Source organism: Zunongwangia profunda SM-A87 (assembly GCF_000023465.1).
In the GTDB taxonomy this organism is placed as follows: Bacteria; Bacteroidota; Bacteroidia; order Flavobacteriales; family Flavobacteriaceae; genus Zunongwangia; species Zunongwangia profunda.
This window is the reverse complement of record NC_014041.1, coordinates 1759245-1777538: the sequence shown is the minus strand read 5'-3', so window position 1 is coordinate 1777538 and position 18294 is coordinate 1759245. Positions and strand designations below refer to the sequence as shown.

Annotated in this window: 21 protein-coding genes; 15 read left to right on the top strand and 6 right to left on the bottom strand. The window is 34.9% G+C overall.

Annotation, left to right across the window (positions count from 1 at the left end; genetic code table 11):
- Positions 1-29: 29 nt before the first annotated feature.
- On the bottom strand, positions 30-221 hold the full coding sequence (locus ZPR_RS07820) for a hypothetical protein (protein WP_013071127.1): 192 nt from the start codon (positions 219-221) through the stop codon (positions 30-32).
- Positions 222-342: 121 nt separating this feature from the next.
- On the opposite strand from ZPR_RS07820, the gene ZPR_RS07815 reads away from it, so the two are divergent.
- Positions 343-801, top strand: coding sequence for a GNAT family N-acetyltransferase (locus tag ZPR_RS07815; protein ID WP_041578783.1), 459 nt, complete (start codon positions 343-345; stop codon positions 799-801).
- 70 nt (positions 802-871) lie between these two features.
- Positions 872-1678 carry an MBL fold metallo-hydrolase gene (locus tag ZPR_RS07810; RefSeq protein WP_041578782.1) on the top strand — a complete coding sequence of 269 codons (807 nt, stop codon included), beginning with the start codon at positions 872-874 and terminating at the stop codon, positions 1676-1678.
- Positions 1679-1787: 109 nt separating this feature from the next.
- Here the strand turns inward: ZPR_RS07810 and ZPR_RS07805 are convergent, their stop codons facing one another.
- Both ZPR_RS07805 and sucC read right to left on the bottom strand, forming a co-directional pair.
- Positions 1788-2138, bottom strand: a complete 351-nt coding sequence (locus ZPR_RS07805; RefSeq protein WP_013071124.1) for a hypothetical protein — start codon at positions 2136-2138, stop codon at positions 1788-1790.
- Positions 2139-2401: 263 nt separating this feature from the next.
- Positions 2402-3595, bottom strand: coding sequence for an ADP-forming succinate--CoA ligase subunit beta (sucC, locus tag ZPR_RS07800; protein ID WP_013071123.1), 1194 nt, complete (start codon positions 3593-3595; stop codon positions 2402-2404).
- Positions 3596-3919: 324 nt separating this feature from the next.
- Here sucC and ZPR_RS07795 point away from each other — a divergent pair, with 324 nt between their 5' ends.
- From ZPR_RS07795 to ZPR_RS24020, 3 genes are all read left to right on the top strand, one after another.
- On the top strand, positions 3920-5095 hold the full coding sequence (locus ZPR_RS07795; protein WP_013071122.1) for an MFS transporter: 1176 nt from the start codon (positions 3920-3922) through the stop codon (positions 5093-5095).
- Positions 5096-5296: 201 nt separating this feature from the next.
- Positions 5297-6526 (top strand): diaminopimelate decarboxylase, encoded by a 1230-nt coding sequence (lysA, locus tag ZPR_RS07790; protein ID WP_262507688.1) that lies wholly within the window; start codon positions 5297-5299, stop codon positions 6524-6526.
- Positions 6527-6848: 322 nt separating this feature from the next.
- Positions 6849-7085, top strand: a complete 237-nt coding sequence (locus tag ZPR_RS24020) for a PLD nuclease N-terminal domain-containing protein (RefSeq protein WP_049771435.1) — start codon at positions 6849-6851, stop codon at positions 7083-7085.
- A 164-nt stretch (positions 7086-7249) separates the two neighbouring features.
- On the opposite strand, the gene ZPR_RS07780 is transcribed toward ZPR_RS24020, so the two are convergent.
- Positions 7250-8290 (bottom strand): GMP reductase, encoded by a 1041-nt coding sequence (locus ZPR_RS07780; RefSeq protein ID WP_013071120.1) that lies wholly within the window; start codon positions 8288-8290, stop codon positions 7250-7252.
- An 83-nt stretch (positions 8291-8373) separates the two neighbouring features.
- The gene (locus ZPR_RS07775; protein ID WP_013071119.1) at positions 8374-8781 is read right to left on the bottom strand and encodes a VOC family protein; all 408 of its coding nucleotides are present in this window, start codon (positions 8779-8781) and stop codon (positions 8374-8376) included.
- A gap of 176 nt (positions 8782-8957) precedes the next feature.
- Between ZPR_RS07775 and ZPR_RS07770 the strand changes: the two genes are divergently transcribed.
- The 8 genes from ZPR_RS07770 to ZPR_RS07740 all read left to right on the top strand — a co-directional run bounded on the left by ZPR_RS07770 (position 8958) and on the right by ZPR_RS07740 (position 14561).
- The gene (locus ZPR_RS07770) at positions 8958-9536 is read left to right on the top strand and encodes an NUDIX domain-containing protein (RefSeq protein ID WP_013071118.1); all 579 of its coding nucleotides are present in this window, start codon (positions 8958-8960) and stop codon (positions 9534-9536) included.
- Positions 9537-9697: 161 nt separating this feature from the next.
- Positions 9698-9862 carry a hypothetical protein gene (locus ZPR_RS23370; protein WP_187288267.1) on the top strand — a complete coding sequence of 55 codons (165 nt, stop codon included), beginning with the start codon at positions 9698-9700 and terminating at the stop codon, positions 9860-9862.
- A 155-nt stretch (positions 9863-10017) separates the two neighbouring features.
- Positions 10018-10593: a pentapeptide repeat-containing protein gene (locus ZPR_RS07765; protein WP_013071116.1), complete on the top strand. Its 576-nt coding sequence runs from the start codon at positions 10018-10020 to the stop codon at positions 10591-10593.
- 1 nt (position 10594) lies between these two features.
- Entirely contained in the window at positions 10595-11506 is a 912-nt protein-coding gene (locus ZPR_RS07760) for an aminotransferase class IV (RefSeq protein WP_041578780.1), read from the top strand.
- A gap of 9 nt (positions 11507-11515) precedes the next feature.
- The gene (locus tag ZPR_RS07755; RefSeq protein ID WP_201765808.1) at positions 11516-12244 is read left to right on the top strand and encodes a sulfotransferase-like domain-containing protein; all 729 of its coding nucleotides are present in this window, start codon (positions 11516-11518) and stop codon (positions 12242-12244) included.
- Positions 12245-12293: 49 nt separating this feature from the next.
- Positions 12294-12896 carry a hypothetical protein gene (locus ZPR_RS07750; RefSeq protein ID WP_013071113.1) on the top strand — a complete coding sequence of 201 codons (603 nt, stop codon included), beginning with the start codon at positions 12294-12296 and terminating at the stop codon, positions 12894-12896.
- Between the two features lie 342 nt (positions 12897-13238).
- Entirely contained in the window at positions 13239-13724 is a 486-nt protein-coding gene (locus ZPR_RS07745) for a DUF4168 domain-containing protein (RefSeq protein ID WP_013071112.1), read from the top strand.
- A gap of 234 nt (positions 13725-13958) precedes the next feature.
- Complete coding sequence (locus ZPR_RS07740; RefSeq protein WP_013071111.1) at positions 13959-14561, top strand: hypothetical protein; 603 nt, start codon at positions 13959-13961, stop codon at positions 14559-14561.
- Here ZPR_RS07740 and ZPR_RS07735 read toward each other — a convergent pair.
- Positions 14558-16099 carry a GH3 family acyl-acid amido synthetase gene (locus ZPR_RS07735; protein WP_041579834.1) on the bottom strand — a complete coding sequence of 514 codons (1542 nt, stop codon included), beginning with the start codon at positions 16097-16099 and terminating at the stop codon, positions 14558-14560. The two genes, ZPR_RS07740 and ZPR_RS07735, sit on opposite strands and share 4 nt — an antisense overlap.
- 642 nt (positions 16100-16741) lie before the next feature.
- Between ZPR_RS07735 and ZPR_RS07730 the strand changes: the two genes are divergently transcribed.
- Together ZPR_RS07730 and ZPR_RS07725 are read left to right on the top strand one after the other, a co-directional pair.
- On the top strand, positions 16742-17704 hold the full coding sequence (locus tag ZPR_RS07730; RefSeq protein WP_041578779.1) for a FecR family protein: 963 nt from the start codon (positions 16742-16744) through the stop codon (positions 17702-17704).
- Entirely contained in the window at positions 17694-18287 is a 594-nt protein-coding gene (locus ZPR_RS07725; protein WP_013071108.1) for an RNA polymerase sigma factor, read from the top strand. Before ZPR_RS07730 ends, ZPR_RS07725 begins: the two co-directional genes overlap by 11 nt.
- Positions 18288-18294: the final 7 nt, after the last annotated feature.

The window sequence follows — 18294 nt, the reverse complement described above, 5'->3', positions numbered from 1 at the left end:
TATAGATAAGATCAATAACTTTAGGAAAGTTAATATCGTATTATTGCTTTCTGCCCTCTTTTTATTCGGTGTGAGCGATGGTTATAAAACTGCACAGAATCTAATTGTTGCTTCTTAAATTGATTTTGTGGAAGTGTCTTAATATTTTCTTCTCCTGATATTCCACTGCAGGCCAGAAAAAGAATAATACCTAAAATACCTAAAGATTTAAAAAGCTTCATTTTAAGATTATGGTTTGATCCTTACAATTGTAGTTAAAACAATAGTGCAGTAACATACCCACATGAGGGGATATTTATGGGAAAATCGAGTAAAATAGTACATTTGCTAAAAAAGAGAAGTATGGAAATTATAGCATTTGAACCCCAATATCGTGGCGACTTTAAAAAGCTGAATATTCAATGGTTAGAAGCCTTCTTTTGGGTAGAACCTCATGATGAAGAAGTTTTGGGAAAACCTGAAAAATATATCATTAAACCCGGCGGACATATTTTCCTGGTAAGAGACAACACAGAAATTATTGGTTGTGTAGCACTGATGAAAATCGAAGAAAATATATTCGAATTAACCAAAATGGCTATTTCACCAAATCACCGTGGCAAACAGATTGGTCAAAAGCTTATGGAGCATACCATCAATTTTGCGAAAAGCCAACCTTGGGAATCACTCATTATCTATAGTAACAGGAAGCTAGAAAATGCTATTCATATCTATCGAAAATTCGGTTTTCAGGAAATCCCGATAGAAGAAAATAATCCTTATGCACGTGGAGATATTAAAATGAAACTCCGTTTGTCTTAAATCTTTGTAAAACAAGCTTTTGTTTTATTTGTCTTCTGTAATTTTATACTCCAATCAAAATCTTGGAACAATGAAAAAACTGATTTTTAGCCTTGCTACGATAGCGGCTTTAACAGCCTGTAAAAATAATAAGTCTGATGCCGAACCGGGAGAAATGATCCCTGCAGAAGAAAGTACCGCATTGAATGACGACATGAACGAACAGGAGGAAGCAAATATTAATATTGAACCCGTGTCTCATGCGACGGCTGTAATTAATTGGGATGATGCGGTGTTTTACACCGATCCTGTTGGCGGTGCCGAATTGTTTACAGAAATGGATAAGCCAAATTTTATTTTAATTACAGATATTCATGGCGATCATATGAATGCCGAAACCCTGGAAGGTCTTGAACTTGGTGACACAAAAATTATCGTTCCACAAGCGGTTAAAGAACAATTACCAGAAACTTTACAGGCCAATCTAATGGTCATGGCCAATGGAGACCGTATGCAATTAGAAGGCTTTACTATTGAAGCCTTACCAATGTATAATCTTCCTGAAGTGGATGACGCCATGCACATAAAAGGTCGTGGTAATGGTTACGTGTTAGAGAAAAACGGTAAACGTTTATATATTTCTGGAGATACCGAAGATATTCCTGAAATGCGTAATCTTAAAAATATTGATGCAGCATTAGTTTGCATGAACCTTCCATATACCATGCCGGTAGATCAAGCTGCTGAAGGTGTTTTAGCCTTTGCTCCCAAAAAAGTGTATCCTTATCACTATCGCGGCAAAGATGGACTAGCAGATGTTGAAAAATTTAAATCCTTAGTTCAGGAAAAGAACGATAGTATTGAAGTTATTTTACTGGACTGGTATCCAGAAATGTAATTTTATCGTTTTACTTTAATTTTTAAGCAAAAAATAAGGCTGTGAGTTGATGTGCTCACAGCCTTTGTAGTTTTCTACGTTTATTGATTGATCTTTAGAAAAGGGCTGGTTAGGCGTTTGCCTTAAGGGTAACAGGTAATTTAAATTCTTCTACATCTGGGTTAACTGTACAGTGAATTTTCTTGTAATTAAGTTTTTCCTTAATAAAGCGTTTTACAGTTTCGCTTTCTGCCTCTACAGATAACACAACGATTTCGTGATCCTTATTTATCGCTAAAAGAACATTTGCCCTGATATCTTTTTTAAGATTTAGTTTGTGGTGCTTTAGTAAAGAAGAAATTTCGATACTCATCATTCTTGGATCTGGCTTGATAGCCTTCTCTGGATTGTTTGCATTTACAGCTACTGTACTGCAAAACGCGATTGCTAAAGCTAGCAATAAAGATTTGAATTTTTTCATGATAAAAAATGTTTAAAAAGTTAATACACTAAAAAGACGGTAGTAAAACAGCGATTGTTACACAACACACTGATTTTTAAGATGTTTTTAACGTTTATACATTAAAGGTCATGATTATAATAAACAAAAAAGCCCGCCAATTGGCGGGCTTTAGTCTGTAATCGAGATTCAAATATCTTATCTCGTTTATAAAATATATTTTTTGAACTTAAATGCCTGGGATTGCCCAGAAGAAAGTTACTAGTAAAAATATGATTAACAGCTTAAGAAAGCACAGCCTGTACTTTATCTGCTGCTTCTTTAAATTGTACGGCACTGGAAACTGCCAGACCACTTTCGTCGATCAGTTTCTTCGCGACATCGGCATTGGTACCTTGTAATCTTACAATAATAGGAACCTTAATTGCATCTCCCATATTTTTATAAGCATCTACAATACCTTGTGCCACACGGTCACAACGTACGATACCTCCAAAAATATTCACAAGAATGGCTTCTACTTTTTCATCTTTTAAAATTAATCTAAAAGCTTCTTCTACACGTTTAGCATCTGCAGTACCTCCTACATCAAGGAAGTTTGCAGGCTCACCACCAGCTTGTTTAATAAGATCCATGGTTGCCATAGCAAGACCAGCACCATTAACCATACAACCTACGTTACCGTCTAGATCCACATAGTTAAGACCTACTTCCTTTGCTTCTACTTCAGTAGGGTTTTCTTCACGCTTATCACGCATCTCTGCGTAGTCTTTGTGACGGAAAAGTGCATTGTCATCTAAAGTAACTTTAGCATCTACTGCTAAAATCTTGTCGTCACTTGTTTTAAGTACCGGGTTAATCTCGAATAAAGAGGAATCAGATTTATCGAATGCAGTATAAAGAGAGGTGACAAATTTTGTCATTTCTTTAAAAGCTGTTCCACTAAGACCTAGATTAAAGGCAATTTTCCTGGCCTGGAAAGGTAAAAGTCCTGTGGCAGGATCAATCTCTTCGGTAAAAATTAAATGCGGTGTTTCTTCCGCAACGGTTTCAATATCCATTCCACCTTCCGTAGAATACATAATCATATTGCGACCTGTTGCACGGTTTAATAAAACCGACATATAATATTCTTCTGGTTCGCTATCTCCTGGGTAATAAACATCTTCTGCTACGTATACCTGGTGCACTTTTTTACCTTCCGCAGAGGTTTGAGGAGTTACCAAATTCATCCCTATGATTTCTCCGGCAATCTGCTCTACTTCTTTAAGGTTTTTTGCAAGCTTAACGCCGCCTCCTTTACCACGACCACCTGCATGAACCTGTGCTTTGATTACGTGCCATCCGGTCCCGGTTTGCTCTGTTAGTTCTTTTGCGGCTTTTACAGCTTCTTCTGCAGTTTGGGCTACGATCCCTCTTTGAGTACGTACTCCAAAGCTACCTAGAATCTCTTTTCCTTGATATTCGTGTATGTTCATAATCAGGTATTTCTTCTGTTTTAATTATGGTACACAAAAGTAACAAATGTAAAAGTATTAGACCAACAAATTTTCCTTAAACATTCAAATGAAGCCTGGTAAATCCATAGATCAATTAAGAAATCACACTATGTTTTGAATCAGGCTATAAGGTTATCGTAAATAATACCTGGTATTTTCTAATTTCTGAGGTTTCTCCACTATTTTTGCCTTTTTATTTCAAACCAAATTGAATGCTTATTTTTAAAGCAATAATTTGGTAAAATCGAGTTTATAAAAAACACTAACAACTTCCTTGAAAGAAACTAAAAAATATAATTGCTTATGAATAAGGGGTTGGTCGCATTGGCTATAGGTGGCTTTGGTATAGGCATGACCGAATTTGTAATTATGGGTATTTTACCAGATGTAGCTACCGCATTAGACATTAGCATTCCGCAGGCAGGTCATTTTATTTCAGCATACGCACTTGGGGTCGTTATTGGCGCCCCACTTTTAACTGGTATTGGCGGAAAATGGCCGGCACATAAAACCTTACTTTTTTTAATGTTATGGTTTACGGTTTTTAATTCCTTATCAGCCTTTGCCAATAGTTACCACTTATTATTAATTTCCAGATTTTTGTCTGGATTGCCTCACGGTGCGTTTTTTGGAATTGGTGCGGTTGTAGCCAGTAAGCTGGCAAAACCGGGAAAAGAAGCAAGAGCAATTGCCACCATGTTCACGGGACTTACCCTGGCCAATGTGATAGGGGTGCCTCTTGGGACTTATTTTGGACATAATTTTAGTTGGAATGTTGCTTTTATGCTGGTAGGTATTGTTGGTATTTGTGCCATATTAGGGATTAAATTCTGGATGCCCGAACTGCCCAAAAGCTCACCAGATGGAATCGTTAAAGATTTTAAAGTACTCAAAAAATTAGAGCTTTGGATGGTTATTTTACTTACCACTATTGGCACGGGAGGCTTCTTTGCCTGGTATAGCTATATCGCTCCGCTAATTACAGATGTTGCCGGACATCCTGAAACCGTAGTAAGTTATGCCATGATTTTAGCTGGATTGGGAATGGTAACCGGTAATTTTATAGGTGCAAAATTAGCTGAGAACTTCTCTCCTATCTATGCGGTTTTAATCGCTTTAATTTTAATGGTTATCGCCTTAGTTTCAAATACCTATTTAGCTCACGATAAAGTTGGCGTTTTAGTGATGACCTTTTTAATAGGTACCATTGCTTTTTGTCTTTCTACACCAGTACAAATGGCAGTAATCAATTCGGCAAAAGGATCTGAAATGTTAGGTTCTTCGCTAAACCAAAGCGCATTTAATATGGGAAATGCCTCTGGAGCCTATTTAGCGGGCTTACCGATTGCTGCAGGTTATGCTTATACTTCAGCAGATCTTGTTGGTGCGGGTATGGCAAGTGCCGGTATTGTCATTACTTTTATTGTAATTTATATCAGGAAGAAAAATAAAAAGGCTATTACAACAGCGCACACCTAAAACACCTAAAAGCAAATATTAGAAATGATTTTTAATTGCAGGGGTCTTAGTTTAAAAGCTCTAAGGGCATCAAAGTAATTGATACCATTTCTCTACTAAACTTACAGAAATAACAATTTGTTTGAATTCGTTATTTTTTTAGTATTCTTTTGTTAAGAAAACAAATAGGCCTGTATTTTTGGCTCTAGAAAAAATTATAGAATAGAAATGACAAATCAAGATCTTCTTGCTATTGCTGCTGAATATGGCAGCCCGGTTTATGTTTATGATGCTGAAAAAATTGAAGCGCAATATAAGCGTCTTACCAGTGCTTTTAGCAGTATTAAAAAACTAAGAATACATTATGCTGTAAAAGCATTGTCTAACATTTCTATTCTTAAATTTATAGACAAACTAGGAAGTGGTCTGGATACGGTAAGTATACAGGAGGTGCAACTAGGCATTAAAGCAGGTGTTGATCCTTCTAAAATTATCTTTACGCCAAACGGAGTTTCTCTTGAAGAAATTGAAAAAGTTGCAAAACTTGGCGTTCAGATTAATATTGATAATCTTTCGATTTTAGAGCAATTTGGAAGCCGACATCCTAAAACTCCGGTTTGTATTAGGATTAATCCGCATGTAATGGCCGGAGGAAATTCAAAGATTTCAGTAGGGCATATCGATTCTAAGTTTGGAATATCCATTCATCAAATGCCTTTATTAAAGCGTATCGTAGAGAATACCGGAATGACTATTAATGGGATTCATATGCATACCGGGAGTGATATTCTGGATATACAGGTATTTATTCAGGCTTCAGAAATTTTGTTTGATGCCGCGAAAAATTTCAAAAATCTTGAATTTATTGATTTTGGAAGCGGATTTAAAGTGCCTTACAAAGAAGGGGATATAGAGACGGATATTGAAGAATTGGGCACAAAATTATCTGAAAAATTTAAAGCATTTTGTACTGAATATGGCAAAGAACTTACCCTGGCTTTCGAACCCGGGAAGTACCTCGTTAGTGAATCTGGAAAGTTTTTGGCTAAAGTAAACGTTATAAAACAAACTACTTCTACTGTTTTTGCTGGTATTGACACTGGATTCAATCACCTGATAAGACCAATGTTTTATGGTTCTCATCACGAAATCAATAACATCTCCAACTCTAATGGCAAGCAACGCTTCTACTCTGTTGTTGGCTATATTTGTGAAACCGACACTTTCGCTTCAAACCGCAGGATTACAGAAATTACAGAAGGTGATATTCTTGCATTTAGCAATGCAGGGGCTTACTGCTACTCGATGTCCAGCAACTTTAACTCTAGATTTCGCCCTGCCGAGGTTTTATGGTATAAAGGAGAAGCGCACCTTATTAGAGAACGAGAAACATTTGATGATCTGTTGAGACATCAAATCGCATTAGATTTTACAGAGAAAAAGCAAAAATAGATTTGATCATAGGATATAAAGATCATTACTATTGTAGTAAAGAAGAATAAGGAACAAAAGCATTGAAATTCAGGTATTTTATTTGGTAACTTTTTGTTCCTTATTAACGCTTACAGATGTTCTTCATGTTAAATTAAAAATTATTTAACACCGTTATTTTCATATGAATTTCTTTGATCCCGCATTATTGCTTCCATTCGAAGCTAATCAGGTTTCACTACATATGCATATTTAATAATTACGTAGAATTAAATTAACATAAACTTAATTTTGTTCTATAATTTTATTATATTCGTAAGACCAAACGCTTTAACCTCGTATTATGAATTTTATAGATCAAGAATTACAGTTCTTTATTCTTCAATCTTTAGGATTATTAGCAGTAATTTTTCCGGCATTTTGTATCATGAGTATAATAAGGAATTCTAATTCATTTAAGAAGAAAATGCGGTTGATGTGGACTTTAGTTGTTATCCTTCTTCCTATAGTAGGATCATTTCTTTATCTATCAATCGGAAGAGAACAAGCTTTAAATACAGAAATTCAATCTAATATTTAAAACAAACGATATCGTTTTCGAATCAAGAGTCCTTGCGGGAGCCCAGGTTCTTGATTCAAAAACACTTAAAACTTTAAAACATCCCAATAGTTGATGGGATCATGTTGTTATAGCTTTTTTGGCGGTACCAATAAAAAAACTCTCGCTTCGCAGCGAGAGTTTTTTTATTTACTGTAAACTGTATTTTCCTGTTCTGCCACTCTAATAAAAGTGGTTCTTTTGGTAAGCTCTTTTAGTCTGCCCGCACCTACATAGGTACAGGTACTTCGTATACCTCCCAGAATATCCTGTAAGGTATTTTCAACCGGCCCCCGATAGGGTACCTGTACTGTTTTTCCTTCGCTGGCTCGATATTCAGCTACCCCCCCGGCATGCTTGTCCATTGCTGTAGAAGAGCTCATCCCGTAGAAACGTTTAAATTTTTCGCCTTTTACTTCAATAACATCACCTCCACTCTCATCATGACCGGCAAGCATTCCTCCTAACATTACAAAATCCGCACCGGCACCAAATGCTTTTGCAACATCGCCGGGAATGGCACAGCCTCCGTCACTGATTATTTGCCCACCTAAACCATGTGCGGCATCTGCACATTCGATAATTGCAGACAATTGCGGGTATCCCACACCTGTTTTAACACGGGTGGTACAAACCGATCCAGGGCCTATTCCTACCTTAATGATGTCTGCCCCTGCAATTAACAGTTCTTCAACCATTTCTCCCGTTACCACATTACCCGCAATAATTACTTTATCGGGATATTGTTCTCTGGTCTTTTTCACAAACTTCACAAAATGTTCAGAATAACCATTGGCAACATCAATACAAATAAATTTAAGGTCTTCAGACAGGTCAAAAATTTCTTTCAGTTTTTTAGAATCTTCTTTTCCGGTTCCGGTACTTACCGCTATACTGTTTTTAAGTTCTGCAGAAGTTTCATTTAAAAAAGTAGTCCATTCTGCAACAGAATAATGCTTGTGCACCGCGGTAAACAATGTCTTTTCCGCAAGTTTTTTGGCCATTTCAAAAGTTCCTACAGTATCCATATTTGCAGCCATTATTGGCACCCCTGTCCACTTCATATTACTATGCAAAAACGTATATTCTCGTTCCAAGCTAACCTGTGATCTACTTTTTAGCGTAGACCTTTTAGGGCGTATCATTACATCTTTAAACCCAAGTTTTAAATCCTGCTCAATTCTCATTCGTCTTTTAATTTGGTTACCTTCAAAAATAGAAGTTAGTTTTTTATAATTTCAGGTTTAGCATATTAATTTCAATACTTATTTTAAAAATCTTCCAACTTACTGTTATTTACTTCAATCCAGTAACCATCCGGATCCTGAAAGTAAATCTGCAATACGCCATCAGGTCTTGTATTTGTAGTATCCGTAGTTCCATTACTGTTTTCAAAGGCCACATTATTATTACGCAGAAACGCTATAAAATCATCTAATTTAGGGGTGTTAAAGGCCAAATGAACACCTTTATTTTTTTCGGGTTTCTCTTCACTTTCAATTAAATGAATCTGTACATCGTTAGCCGCTTTTATCCATTTAAATTTTTCTCCCAATCCGGCATTATAAATTTCTTTAAATCCTAATATGTCACGATAAAACTGCAGCGAAACTTCCAGATTGGCCACTAATAAGGCATCGTGATCTTTTTTTAAACCAAATTTATTTTGAGTTTCCATAATTTCAAGTTCTTGATAGTGCTATTCCATTCTGCAATGCAAGATAACAGATTTTGATTTTTTATAATTTGAATTCAACTTTAAAATAGTCTTCAATGATTCACTTTATTATAATCCTCTTAAAACAGTTTTTTACTGAAATCAAAAAAACTAACTTTACCCTAAAAGTTTAAATTTTGAAAAAAATAGAAATATTAAAAAAGAAAGTCCTTTCTAAAGAATGGGCTGTTTTAAACGAATATACCTATAGTTTTAAACGCAATGACGGGACCACCCAAATTCAAAATCGTGAAGTTTACGATAAAGGGGATGGAGCTGCCATCATCCTTTACAACAAAGAAACCAATAAGATTATTTTAACAAGACAATTTAGAATTCCTACCTATGTTAATGGCAATAATGACGGTTATATGATCGAAGCCTGTGCCGGCCTTTTAGACGGACTTACCCCTGAGGAGTGCGTAGTGAAAGAAACCGAAGAGGAAACAGGTTACAAAATTGAAACGCCTAAAAGATTGTTTCACTCTTATATGGTAGCTGGTGCGGTGACCGAGATTATTTATTTCTTTATAGCTCCATACAATGAGTCTATGAAGATAACCAAAGGGGGTGGATTAAAAGAGGAAGGTGAAGAAATAGAAGTTTTAGAATTCGATTTTAATGAAGCCTACAATATGATCTTTAACGGACAAATAATCGATGCCAAAACTATTATACTTTTACAGCATATGAAAATTGAAAGAATAATGGAATAATTTTTATCCCCCCCCCTAATTTATAACATCCCTATATTAACATTTTTGATAAATATTTTCCCTAAAATAAATATATATTGCAAGCATTCCGAATATAGCCCTCTCTAATAATTTGTAGTGGTGAGTCCTACCTCACAACTTAACCATCAAACAGGCAAGCTATGCCACGTATGAAAAAACAACGAATATTAGGAACTGTAGCGCTTATATTCTCTTTTATAATCTTCGAATTGGATAAAAGCGGAGATCTTGTATTATTGTCTGGAGCTCTACTTGGTTTGGGAATTAGTTTATTTTTCATCCCACTTTTTAAAAAGGTTTTATAATTTTTCCTTTTACAAATTTAGATTTATTAAATTTCACATCAGATTAACTATACATCTGTAGGTAGTAAACCTTAGCCTAGATAAAACATCTAGGTTGTAAAACTCATACTGATGGGATTGTTAGCGGATATCTTACTAACCAAATAAAAGATACCATGATTACGGGGTATTACCATGAGGAAGAAGAATTTATTAATATTGATTTTCAAGAGACAGTTTTCAATAAAGTCGAATATGAATACTGCACCTTTAAAAACTGCAATTTTAATACTGTAAACTTATCGGCTGTTAGCTTTTTAGAATGCGAATTCTTAAACTGTGACTTTAGCAATGCAATCCTTACCAATACTCAATTTAATCAGGTAAAATTTGAAAGTTGTAAACTTATAGGCTTGCAGTTTGATGCTTGTAATGATTTTTTGCTTTCATTTCAGTTCTTCCAATCTACTTTAGATTTTTCTTCCTTTTACAAGCTTAAATTAAAAAATACTTTTTTTGAAAGTTGTTCTTTAAAAGAAGTGGATTTTAGTGACAGTGATTTTACAGCATCAGTCTTTAGTAATTGCGATTTACAGGGAGCAATTTTCCAAAATACCGTATTACAGAAATGCGATTTTAAGTCGGCTACTAACTTCAATATTCATCCCACAGAAAATCAAATCTCAAAAGCTATTTTTGCTTCGGATAATTTAAACGGACTCTTACAAAGTTTCAATATAAAGATTGAATAATATGATCCACGGAACCCATAACGCCATAGAAGACCCCAAAAATGCGAACATACAAATTATGATTAATGATACATTGTATGACCGCAAGGATGCCAAAATCTCTGTTTTTGATAGTGGCTATTTAGTTGGCGACGGAATTTGGGAAGCTTTTAGATTGCATAAAGGAAGCCTGGCATTTGCAGATATGCATCTAAACCGCCTATGGAGTGCCGCTGCCAGCGTTGGAATGAAGTTTCCCTTTAGCAAAAAAGAATTACTGGAGAAAGTTTGGAGGGTGATAGAAGCTAACCACATGGAGGATCACGTTCATGTTAGGGTAATGATCACCCGTGGGATAAAAAAAACTCCTTCGCAAGATCCGCGATTAACCATTAGCGGACCAAATGTTGTGATTATTGCTGAGCATAAAAAAGCAAGCCAGCATAGCAAAGAAAAAGGAATTACATTATTTACCAGTACGATAAGACGCGGGAGCCCAGATTATTTAGATCCGCGGTTAAATTGCCATTCAAAATTACATGAAGTGCAAGCCTTGATACAAGCTATAGAAGCCGGAGCAGATGAAGCTTTAATGCTGGATATTAACGGTTTTGTTAGTACCTGCAATGCTACTAACTTCTTTATAATTCGCGATAATGCAATATGGACTTCTACCGGAGAATACTGTATGAATGGTATTACGCGACAAAATGTAATACGGGTATGTAAAAAACATGGAATTGTTTGCAAACAAAAAAACTTCTCTTTATTTGATGTTTATAGCGCCGATGAAGCTTTTGTGACCGGAACTTTTGGCGGATTAACACCGGTTACCAAAATCGATGGCCGAATTATTGGTCAAGGTAAATATGGTGATTTTACCAAAAAACTGAGTGGCCTTTACGAGCAATTAATCGAAGAAGAGTGTACATAATAAATGATTATGACTAAGCAGAATATCAAAAGAATATGCCTTTGGTCCTGCCCTAGAAATATATCTACGGCTACCATGTATTCTTTTGCACAACGTAGCGACACCAAGGTTTTCGATGAACCCCTTTACGGCTATTACCTAAAAGAAACCAGTGCCGCAACCTATCATCCAGGAGCTAAAGAAATTATGGATAGTATGGAATGTGACGGAGAAAAAGTTATTGACATGATGCTAAATACTAGCGATAAACCCGTACTGTTTTTTAAAAATATGACTCATCATTTACTCCATCTGGATACTTCATTTTTAAAAGAAGTAACTAATGTTTTACTTACCCGCGATCCCAGAGATATGATTCCGTCTTTTCATCAGGTAATTAAAAATCCGACAATGCAGGATGTTGGGTATCTGGCGCATACCCAGATTCTAAAAAAATTAGATCATTTAAAAGCTAAAACCATTGTTTTGGATGCTACCGAAACTTTAAAAGATCCTGAAGCTAAACTTAAAAAGTTATGTGATTTTATAGGAATACCTTTTGAAAAAAATATGCTGAATTGGCAAGCTGGCCCAATTCCTGAAGATGGTGTTTGGGCAGAACACTGGTATAGTAATGTGCATAACTCAAACGGTTTTAATAAATATCAACCTAAAGAAAAAGAAATTCCAAATCAATTAAAACCACTTTTAAGAGATTGCATACCGCATTACGAAATTTTAAAGCAACGCTCCATTTAGATCGTCTTATTAATATTATCTTTGGAATAAGCGCCTTAACCTAAAAAACATGCAGGAACGACTGGACATCATCAACATTTTTAGATTCAATAAAAAACAAATTGATGATTATGATAAAAAAATAAAAAGACTAAAAATATGGTCCTACTTTATCATTTTTTATTGCGTGCTTGCCTGGTCGCTCATCCTTTTCACCATTGTAATGAATTTAGTTTCTAATTCTACTCTTCTTGTATGGAAGGAAGCGGGCGTATTGGTAATGATGGCAATAGTAGCGCTTACATTTTACTCAAAGATCTTAAGCCAGATCCAGTTGATTAAACATGAAAAATTTCTATTGAAAAAGCTTAAAATCAGCTCAGCATATAACGAAGATTTTGAAAAGCTGGTTAAAAGAGCTAATCTCAGGTTTTATCCTGAAACTCCATTGGCTATTCTGGGCAGTATTGTATTTATTTCTGCGATCATAATCACCGCATTTAAAAATATGACGTATAGTACTATGATTTGGGAATATGCAAAAATCATAATTGTACTGTTTTTTGTAATCGAAGTTATTAGTGTTTTTAAACTGCAACGCGGATTAAAAGAAAATATTAGCAACGCTGAAGCTTCAGCTTCAAAAACCTCGGGATACGCCAATGAGCTATAAAATCTAATATTTTTTAAACTTTCCAGGTATTCATCAACTATCAGTATAGCACTATTAACCACATTCGTTGATACCCATAATTAGTAAAGCTTGACAATAAGAAATTTATAGCACCAAATTAATCCCTGGCATTAAAATTGAAATAGCTATAATGAATTGCAATTTGCAATTCGCAAATTAAAAAAGATAAATTTATTGTTTACAAAGGCCGGTTTAACATCAAATAGCAGTTAGCTGTTAAGATCATGTAAAATTAGCAAGTCTTAACAAAATATGTTTTGCAGGCCAATGATTAAATGATAGGTTTACAGGATATTAATTATAGAAAAAACGAAAAGATTTATGTTTAAGTCAAAGAAAATTGCAGGTCTATTATTTGTTTTCACCCTTATTATGGGGTCCGCTGCAATGGCTCAAAACCCCACTATGCCACAGCAGCAAACAGTAGATATAGATGTAAGTGATGCTGAACTTTCTAAATTTGCCAAAGCATATCAGGGATTAAGAATGATGAACCAGCAGGTAAATCAAAAGATGATGAAGACCGTACAAGATGGCGGATTAGAAGTTCAACGATTTAATGAAATACATCAGGCTAGCCAGGATCCTAATAAAGAAGTAGAAGCTACTGAAGAAGAGCTTAAAAAGCATAAAGCTATTCTTGCTGAGATTGAAGGTATGCAAGGTGATTTTCAGAAAAAAATGGAAACTACAATTAAGGATCAGGGATTAACAGTAGAGCGTTATCAAAAATTAGTGGCGGCCTTACAATCTGACCAGGAATTACAAACTCGTTTGCAAAAAATGATGCAACAGGGTCAAGGATAATTTCCTTTAAAATTATATAATTTAAAGCAGCAATTTGGATTTGCTGCTTTTTTTATGGGCTATTTTAAAGTTTAAATTGAATTTTAAACGCAATTTAACAGCGTCTGTTTTCAACCAAAGGCTGCTTTATGTAAATTCACATAAAATTAAATTGTGAAGTCACAAATTACGAAGGTCACATATTCGCTATTCTTTTTATGCTGTATCTTTTATAGTATTTGTGAAGCCCAGGACATGAAGCAAAAAGACAGTCTAAAATTAACCAATAAGCAGGTTCCCGATGAGATATGGAGAGAAGCTTACATCGCTTTATCTCATTACCCCGAATTGAAGGATACCCCAATAACATTTAAATTCAAAAAAAATATCAAGAAGTCCTTTATGCAGGCGCAACCCAGTTTTTCGGGTATTTTCAAAAATCGCAAAAAGAGGGCTTATTTTATTTTCATAAACGAAGAAATAAAAATAGAAGATGAAGTTTTTACCGTAACCTCTGCACCATCTGAAGTAATTATTGGTTGGATTGGCCATGAGCTAGGTCACGTGATGGATTATAGAAATCGAAGTGGGATCAACCTTTTTTGGTTTGGGGTGAGATACCTTACTTCACATAATTATATTAGAGAGGCTGAACGGGCGGCTGATACCTATGCCGTAAATCATGGTCTTGGAGATTATATCATCGCTACTAAAGATTTTATATTAAACCAGTCTAATCTTTCTGAGAATTACAAAAACAGAATAAAAAAGCTCTACTTATCTCAGGAAGAAATCGTAGAGCTTGTAGATGATCTGGAAGAATTACGAGAAGAATCTAAGGAAAAAGATTCGTACTAATATTTGTTTGTTTTAAGCTCTTTTTTAACAAAGGCTTCAAATTCAGCGAATTTTTCTTCGTTCATTACTTTTTCCATTTTTACCTGTCCGCCTTTCTTTTTATTGGCACCACTCCATTCAGGAAAAATTGCTGCTGGCACTTTGGTTACCTTTACCCCTTTTAAAGCTTTACTTCTTGCTACGTCGTAATTCTTATTTGCATTCTTAAGACTTTCGTCCAAAGCTTCCGCTAATTCATCCTCACTGGTTTCAGTGTCTGTTCCTAAGTACCAGGAATGATAAAACTCTCCATCTTCAAAACGCTTGGCAGCAATCGTAAATTCAGGGATTTTAATGTCAAATTTTTCTTCAAGTTCCTGTACGGCATCATTCATTTTATTTACAGAAAGTTGGGATCCTACAACATTCAGGAAAAACTTTGTTCTGCCGGTGATTCTAATTTCGTGCTTTTCTTTATTGGTAAATTTTATGGTATCCCCAATAATATAACGCCAGGTACCAGACACTGTACTAATAAGGAGTACATAGTCTTTTTCTTCCTCAACATCACTTAAAGGGACTACCGGAGCATCTTCTGTTAAGGAACCATCCTGATTTATATACTCTGGTTCAAAAGGCACAAATTCAAAATAAATACCGTTATCCAGTATCAATTTCATGCTATGGGTATCAGGACGATCCTGTATGGCCAAAAATCCTTCTGAAGCCAGGTAAGTATCTATTACCGTAACGGGCTTTCCCAGTAATGCATTAAAGCTTTTCTCGTAAGGTTCAAACGCTACTCCTCCACTCGCATAAACTTGTAAATTTGGCCATACCTCATGAATATGCTTTACGTTATGATATTCGATAACTTTTTTAAGCATAAGCTCCATCCATGAAGGAATACCGCTTAACGCTCCTATATCCCAATTTTTAGCGTTTTCAGCTATTCGTGCTACTCGCTCATCCCAATCTTCTATCTGAGCAATTTCTTCTCCAGGTTTATAATAACTGCGAAACCAATACGGAATATTACTGGCACTAATTCCGCTTATTTCACCTTCTTCATGGTCTCCTTCGTGATGCAGATCCGTAGAACTTCCCAACATCATAATTTCTTTTTCAAAAAATTCGGGTTCCAAATCAAAATTCGATAAAGCGCCCACCTGTTTTATACCAGCATTCCGGATACTTTCTATCATTTCTTTGGTAACAGGTATTTTTTTGCTCGATTTACCGGTAGTACCAGAACTTAATGCAAAATAATGTGGTTTTCCCGGCCAGGTAATATCCTCAGCTCCTTCCTGAATTTGACTCCACCAACGTTCATTTAATATGTTATAATCAAAATAAGGAACATCTTTAGCAAAAGCAGATTCTATATTTTCAGCTTTAAGTATTTCATTAAATTTATAAAATTTACCAAAGGCAGTATCCTTAGCTTTCTCCAATAGGTTTTTAAGCACTTCGCGTTGTGCTTTTACTGCATCAGGTTCAGAAACTATCGTGCCTCTTAAATCAATCAAACTCTTAATTAATGATCCTCTTATCGCCATTTCTTTGGTTGTTTTTATTTTATTTTGAAGATAATTAAAACTGAAATCAGGAAGATCCATTTTTCTTTCATTTATAAATTATTTAACGCTGAAATACAAAAAATTGTGACTATGTATCTTCCGATAGTTTAGTAACTTATAAATATTCAATACAAAGTTTTTTACTTCCTTTTTTTCCTTGTTTCGCTATTGGTATAAAAGCCGTAAAAATCCGCTATTTTCTACCTAGATTTTACAGGTTCATAGGAAAGCTAAATACAGCTTTATTTTATTATAAAACCTTATTCTCTTTCGAAGGAATTTAAAATAATTGACATCTCTCGATATGGGGCAAACTTCTCGCCAGAATCAGAAAGTTCTTTTAATTTCAAGCTTTACCTATTTAGCCCAGTAATTACCAGGATCAAAGAACTAAATCCTCATTGGGTTTGTTGAATATAGAAGTTAAAGAACTATTAAGAAATTTATTTTTCATTTTACCTTTTGTTGACATTCATGACTAGGGGATTTTTCAATTTTCATACTCCTAATAATAAACAACCTCAGACAAAACCACGAGGTATTTATTTGGATATTATTTTTTACTTCAAGGCAAGCCTTGAAGATTAAATCTCGATTATCGAGTAAACAAGGAAATTGAAAATGCAGGACATTACTCCTAGAGAATTAAAATGTATTAGATATCTAACCAACGAGATGTCTAAAGAAGACCGATCGGTGTTTGAAATTGAGCTTAGCATTGATAACGAACTAAAAGCATTATATCTTGAATATTTAAATATTTGGAAGGCATATCCTGCCAATGATCTGGAACTGCATCACGAAATGATACAGCAAAAAATTGAAGGTAAAATAAAACAAAAACCATCTTCAAAAAATCTTTACACTTATGCAGCTGTTCTTCTCATAGTACTTCTTTCTGGATTCAGTATTTTCTTTTTTTCAGGCGAATCCAACTATACCAATATTAAAATTGCCGAAGCTGGACAGCGACTACGGTTTAAACTACCAGACAGCAGTAAAGTTGTTTTAAACTCGGGTTCAAAATTAAAATACACTCAAATTTTTGATAACCCCAGAGAAGTGTGGTTGGAAGGAGAAGGCTTTTTTGAGGTAACCAAAGATGCTGAACGTCCTTTTATTGTTCACACCAGCGATATGAAGATAAAAGTGCTGGGAACCAGTTTTGGTATTAATACATTTTCCAAAAAGCAAACCGTGTCTTTAGCTACCGGAAAGGTAAATGTAGTTTTAAAAGCTTCTAATGATGAAGTAAATCTGCTTCCTAACGAGCAGTTAACCTACAGTGCCACAACACACGAAATAACGAAGCAGAATTTTAATCCTGAAAAGGCAATGGCCTGGAAAGAAAACATTCTTCTATTGGATAATCTTTCGCTAAAAAATGCCCTACCAAAGATCAATGACTTTTTTGGAGTGCAATTTTCAATTATAGATAAAACCCTCGAAAATCAAAGAATAACAGGAGCTTTTAAAGATCAAAACATTGAAGAGTTTATAAGTTCTATGGAGTTTATCACCAATGTAAAGGTGATCACAAAGAAACCTCATCATTACCTAATAATAGCTTCAAATGAAAATTAAAAAGTCACTACCCCTTCCCAATAGCAACCCTAATGCGCTTAAGGAAGATTTGGATTTGTTTCAACAGATATCCCAGGGCCAATATGCTGCTTTAGAGTTATTATTTAATAAATATTATAATGCTCTTTGCCGCTTTGGTCTAAGCTATCAAAAAGATATCAATATTATCGAAGAAAAAGTTTCTGATGTTTTTATCCTTTTATGGAACAAACGAAAAGAATTAAATCAAATAGAAAAACCAAAATCTTACATCTATGTAATCGCAAAAAACAGCCTTAAAAAACCTGCAAAATCGCATTTAATCTTTTCAATAGATACTCAACAACAACGCAATATACTTTTCTCCCCAAGTACTGAAGATGAGATTATAGATAAGGAACAAAAAGAAATCAATGCTCAGATTATTCAGTCTATTCTAAACTCAATTCCTAAAAAATCAAGACAAATTTTTGAATTAAGTAGAATTGACGGTTTTAAGTATCATGAGATTTCAGAAATAATGGATATATCTCCCCGTACCGTAGAAAATCATATTGCTCTTGCAATGAAATACATTAGCAAAGGGCTAAAACAATTTCATTGAACCAATC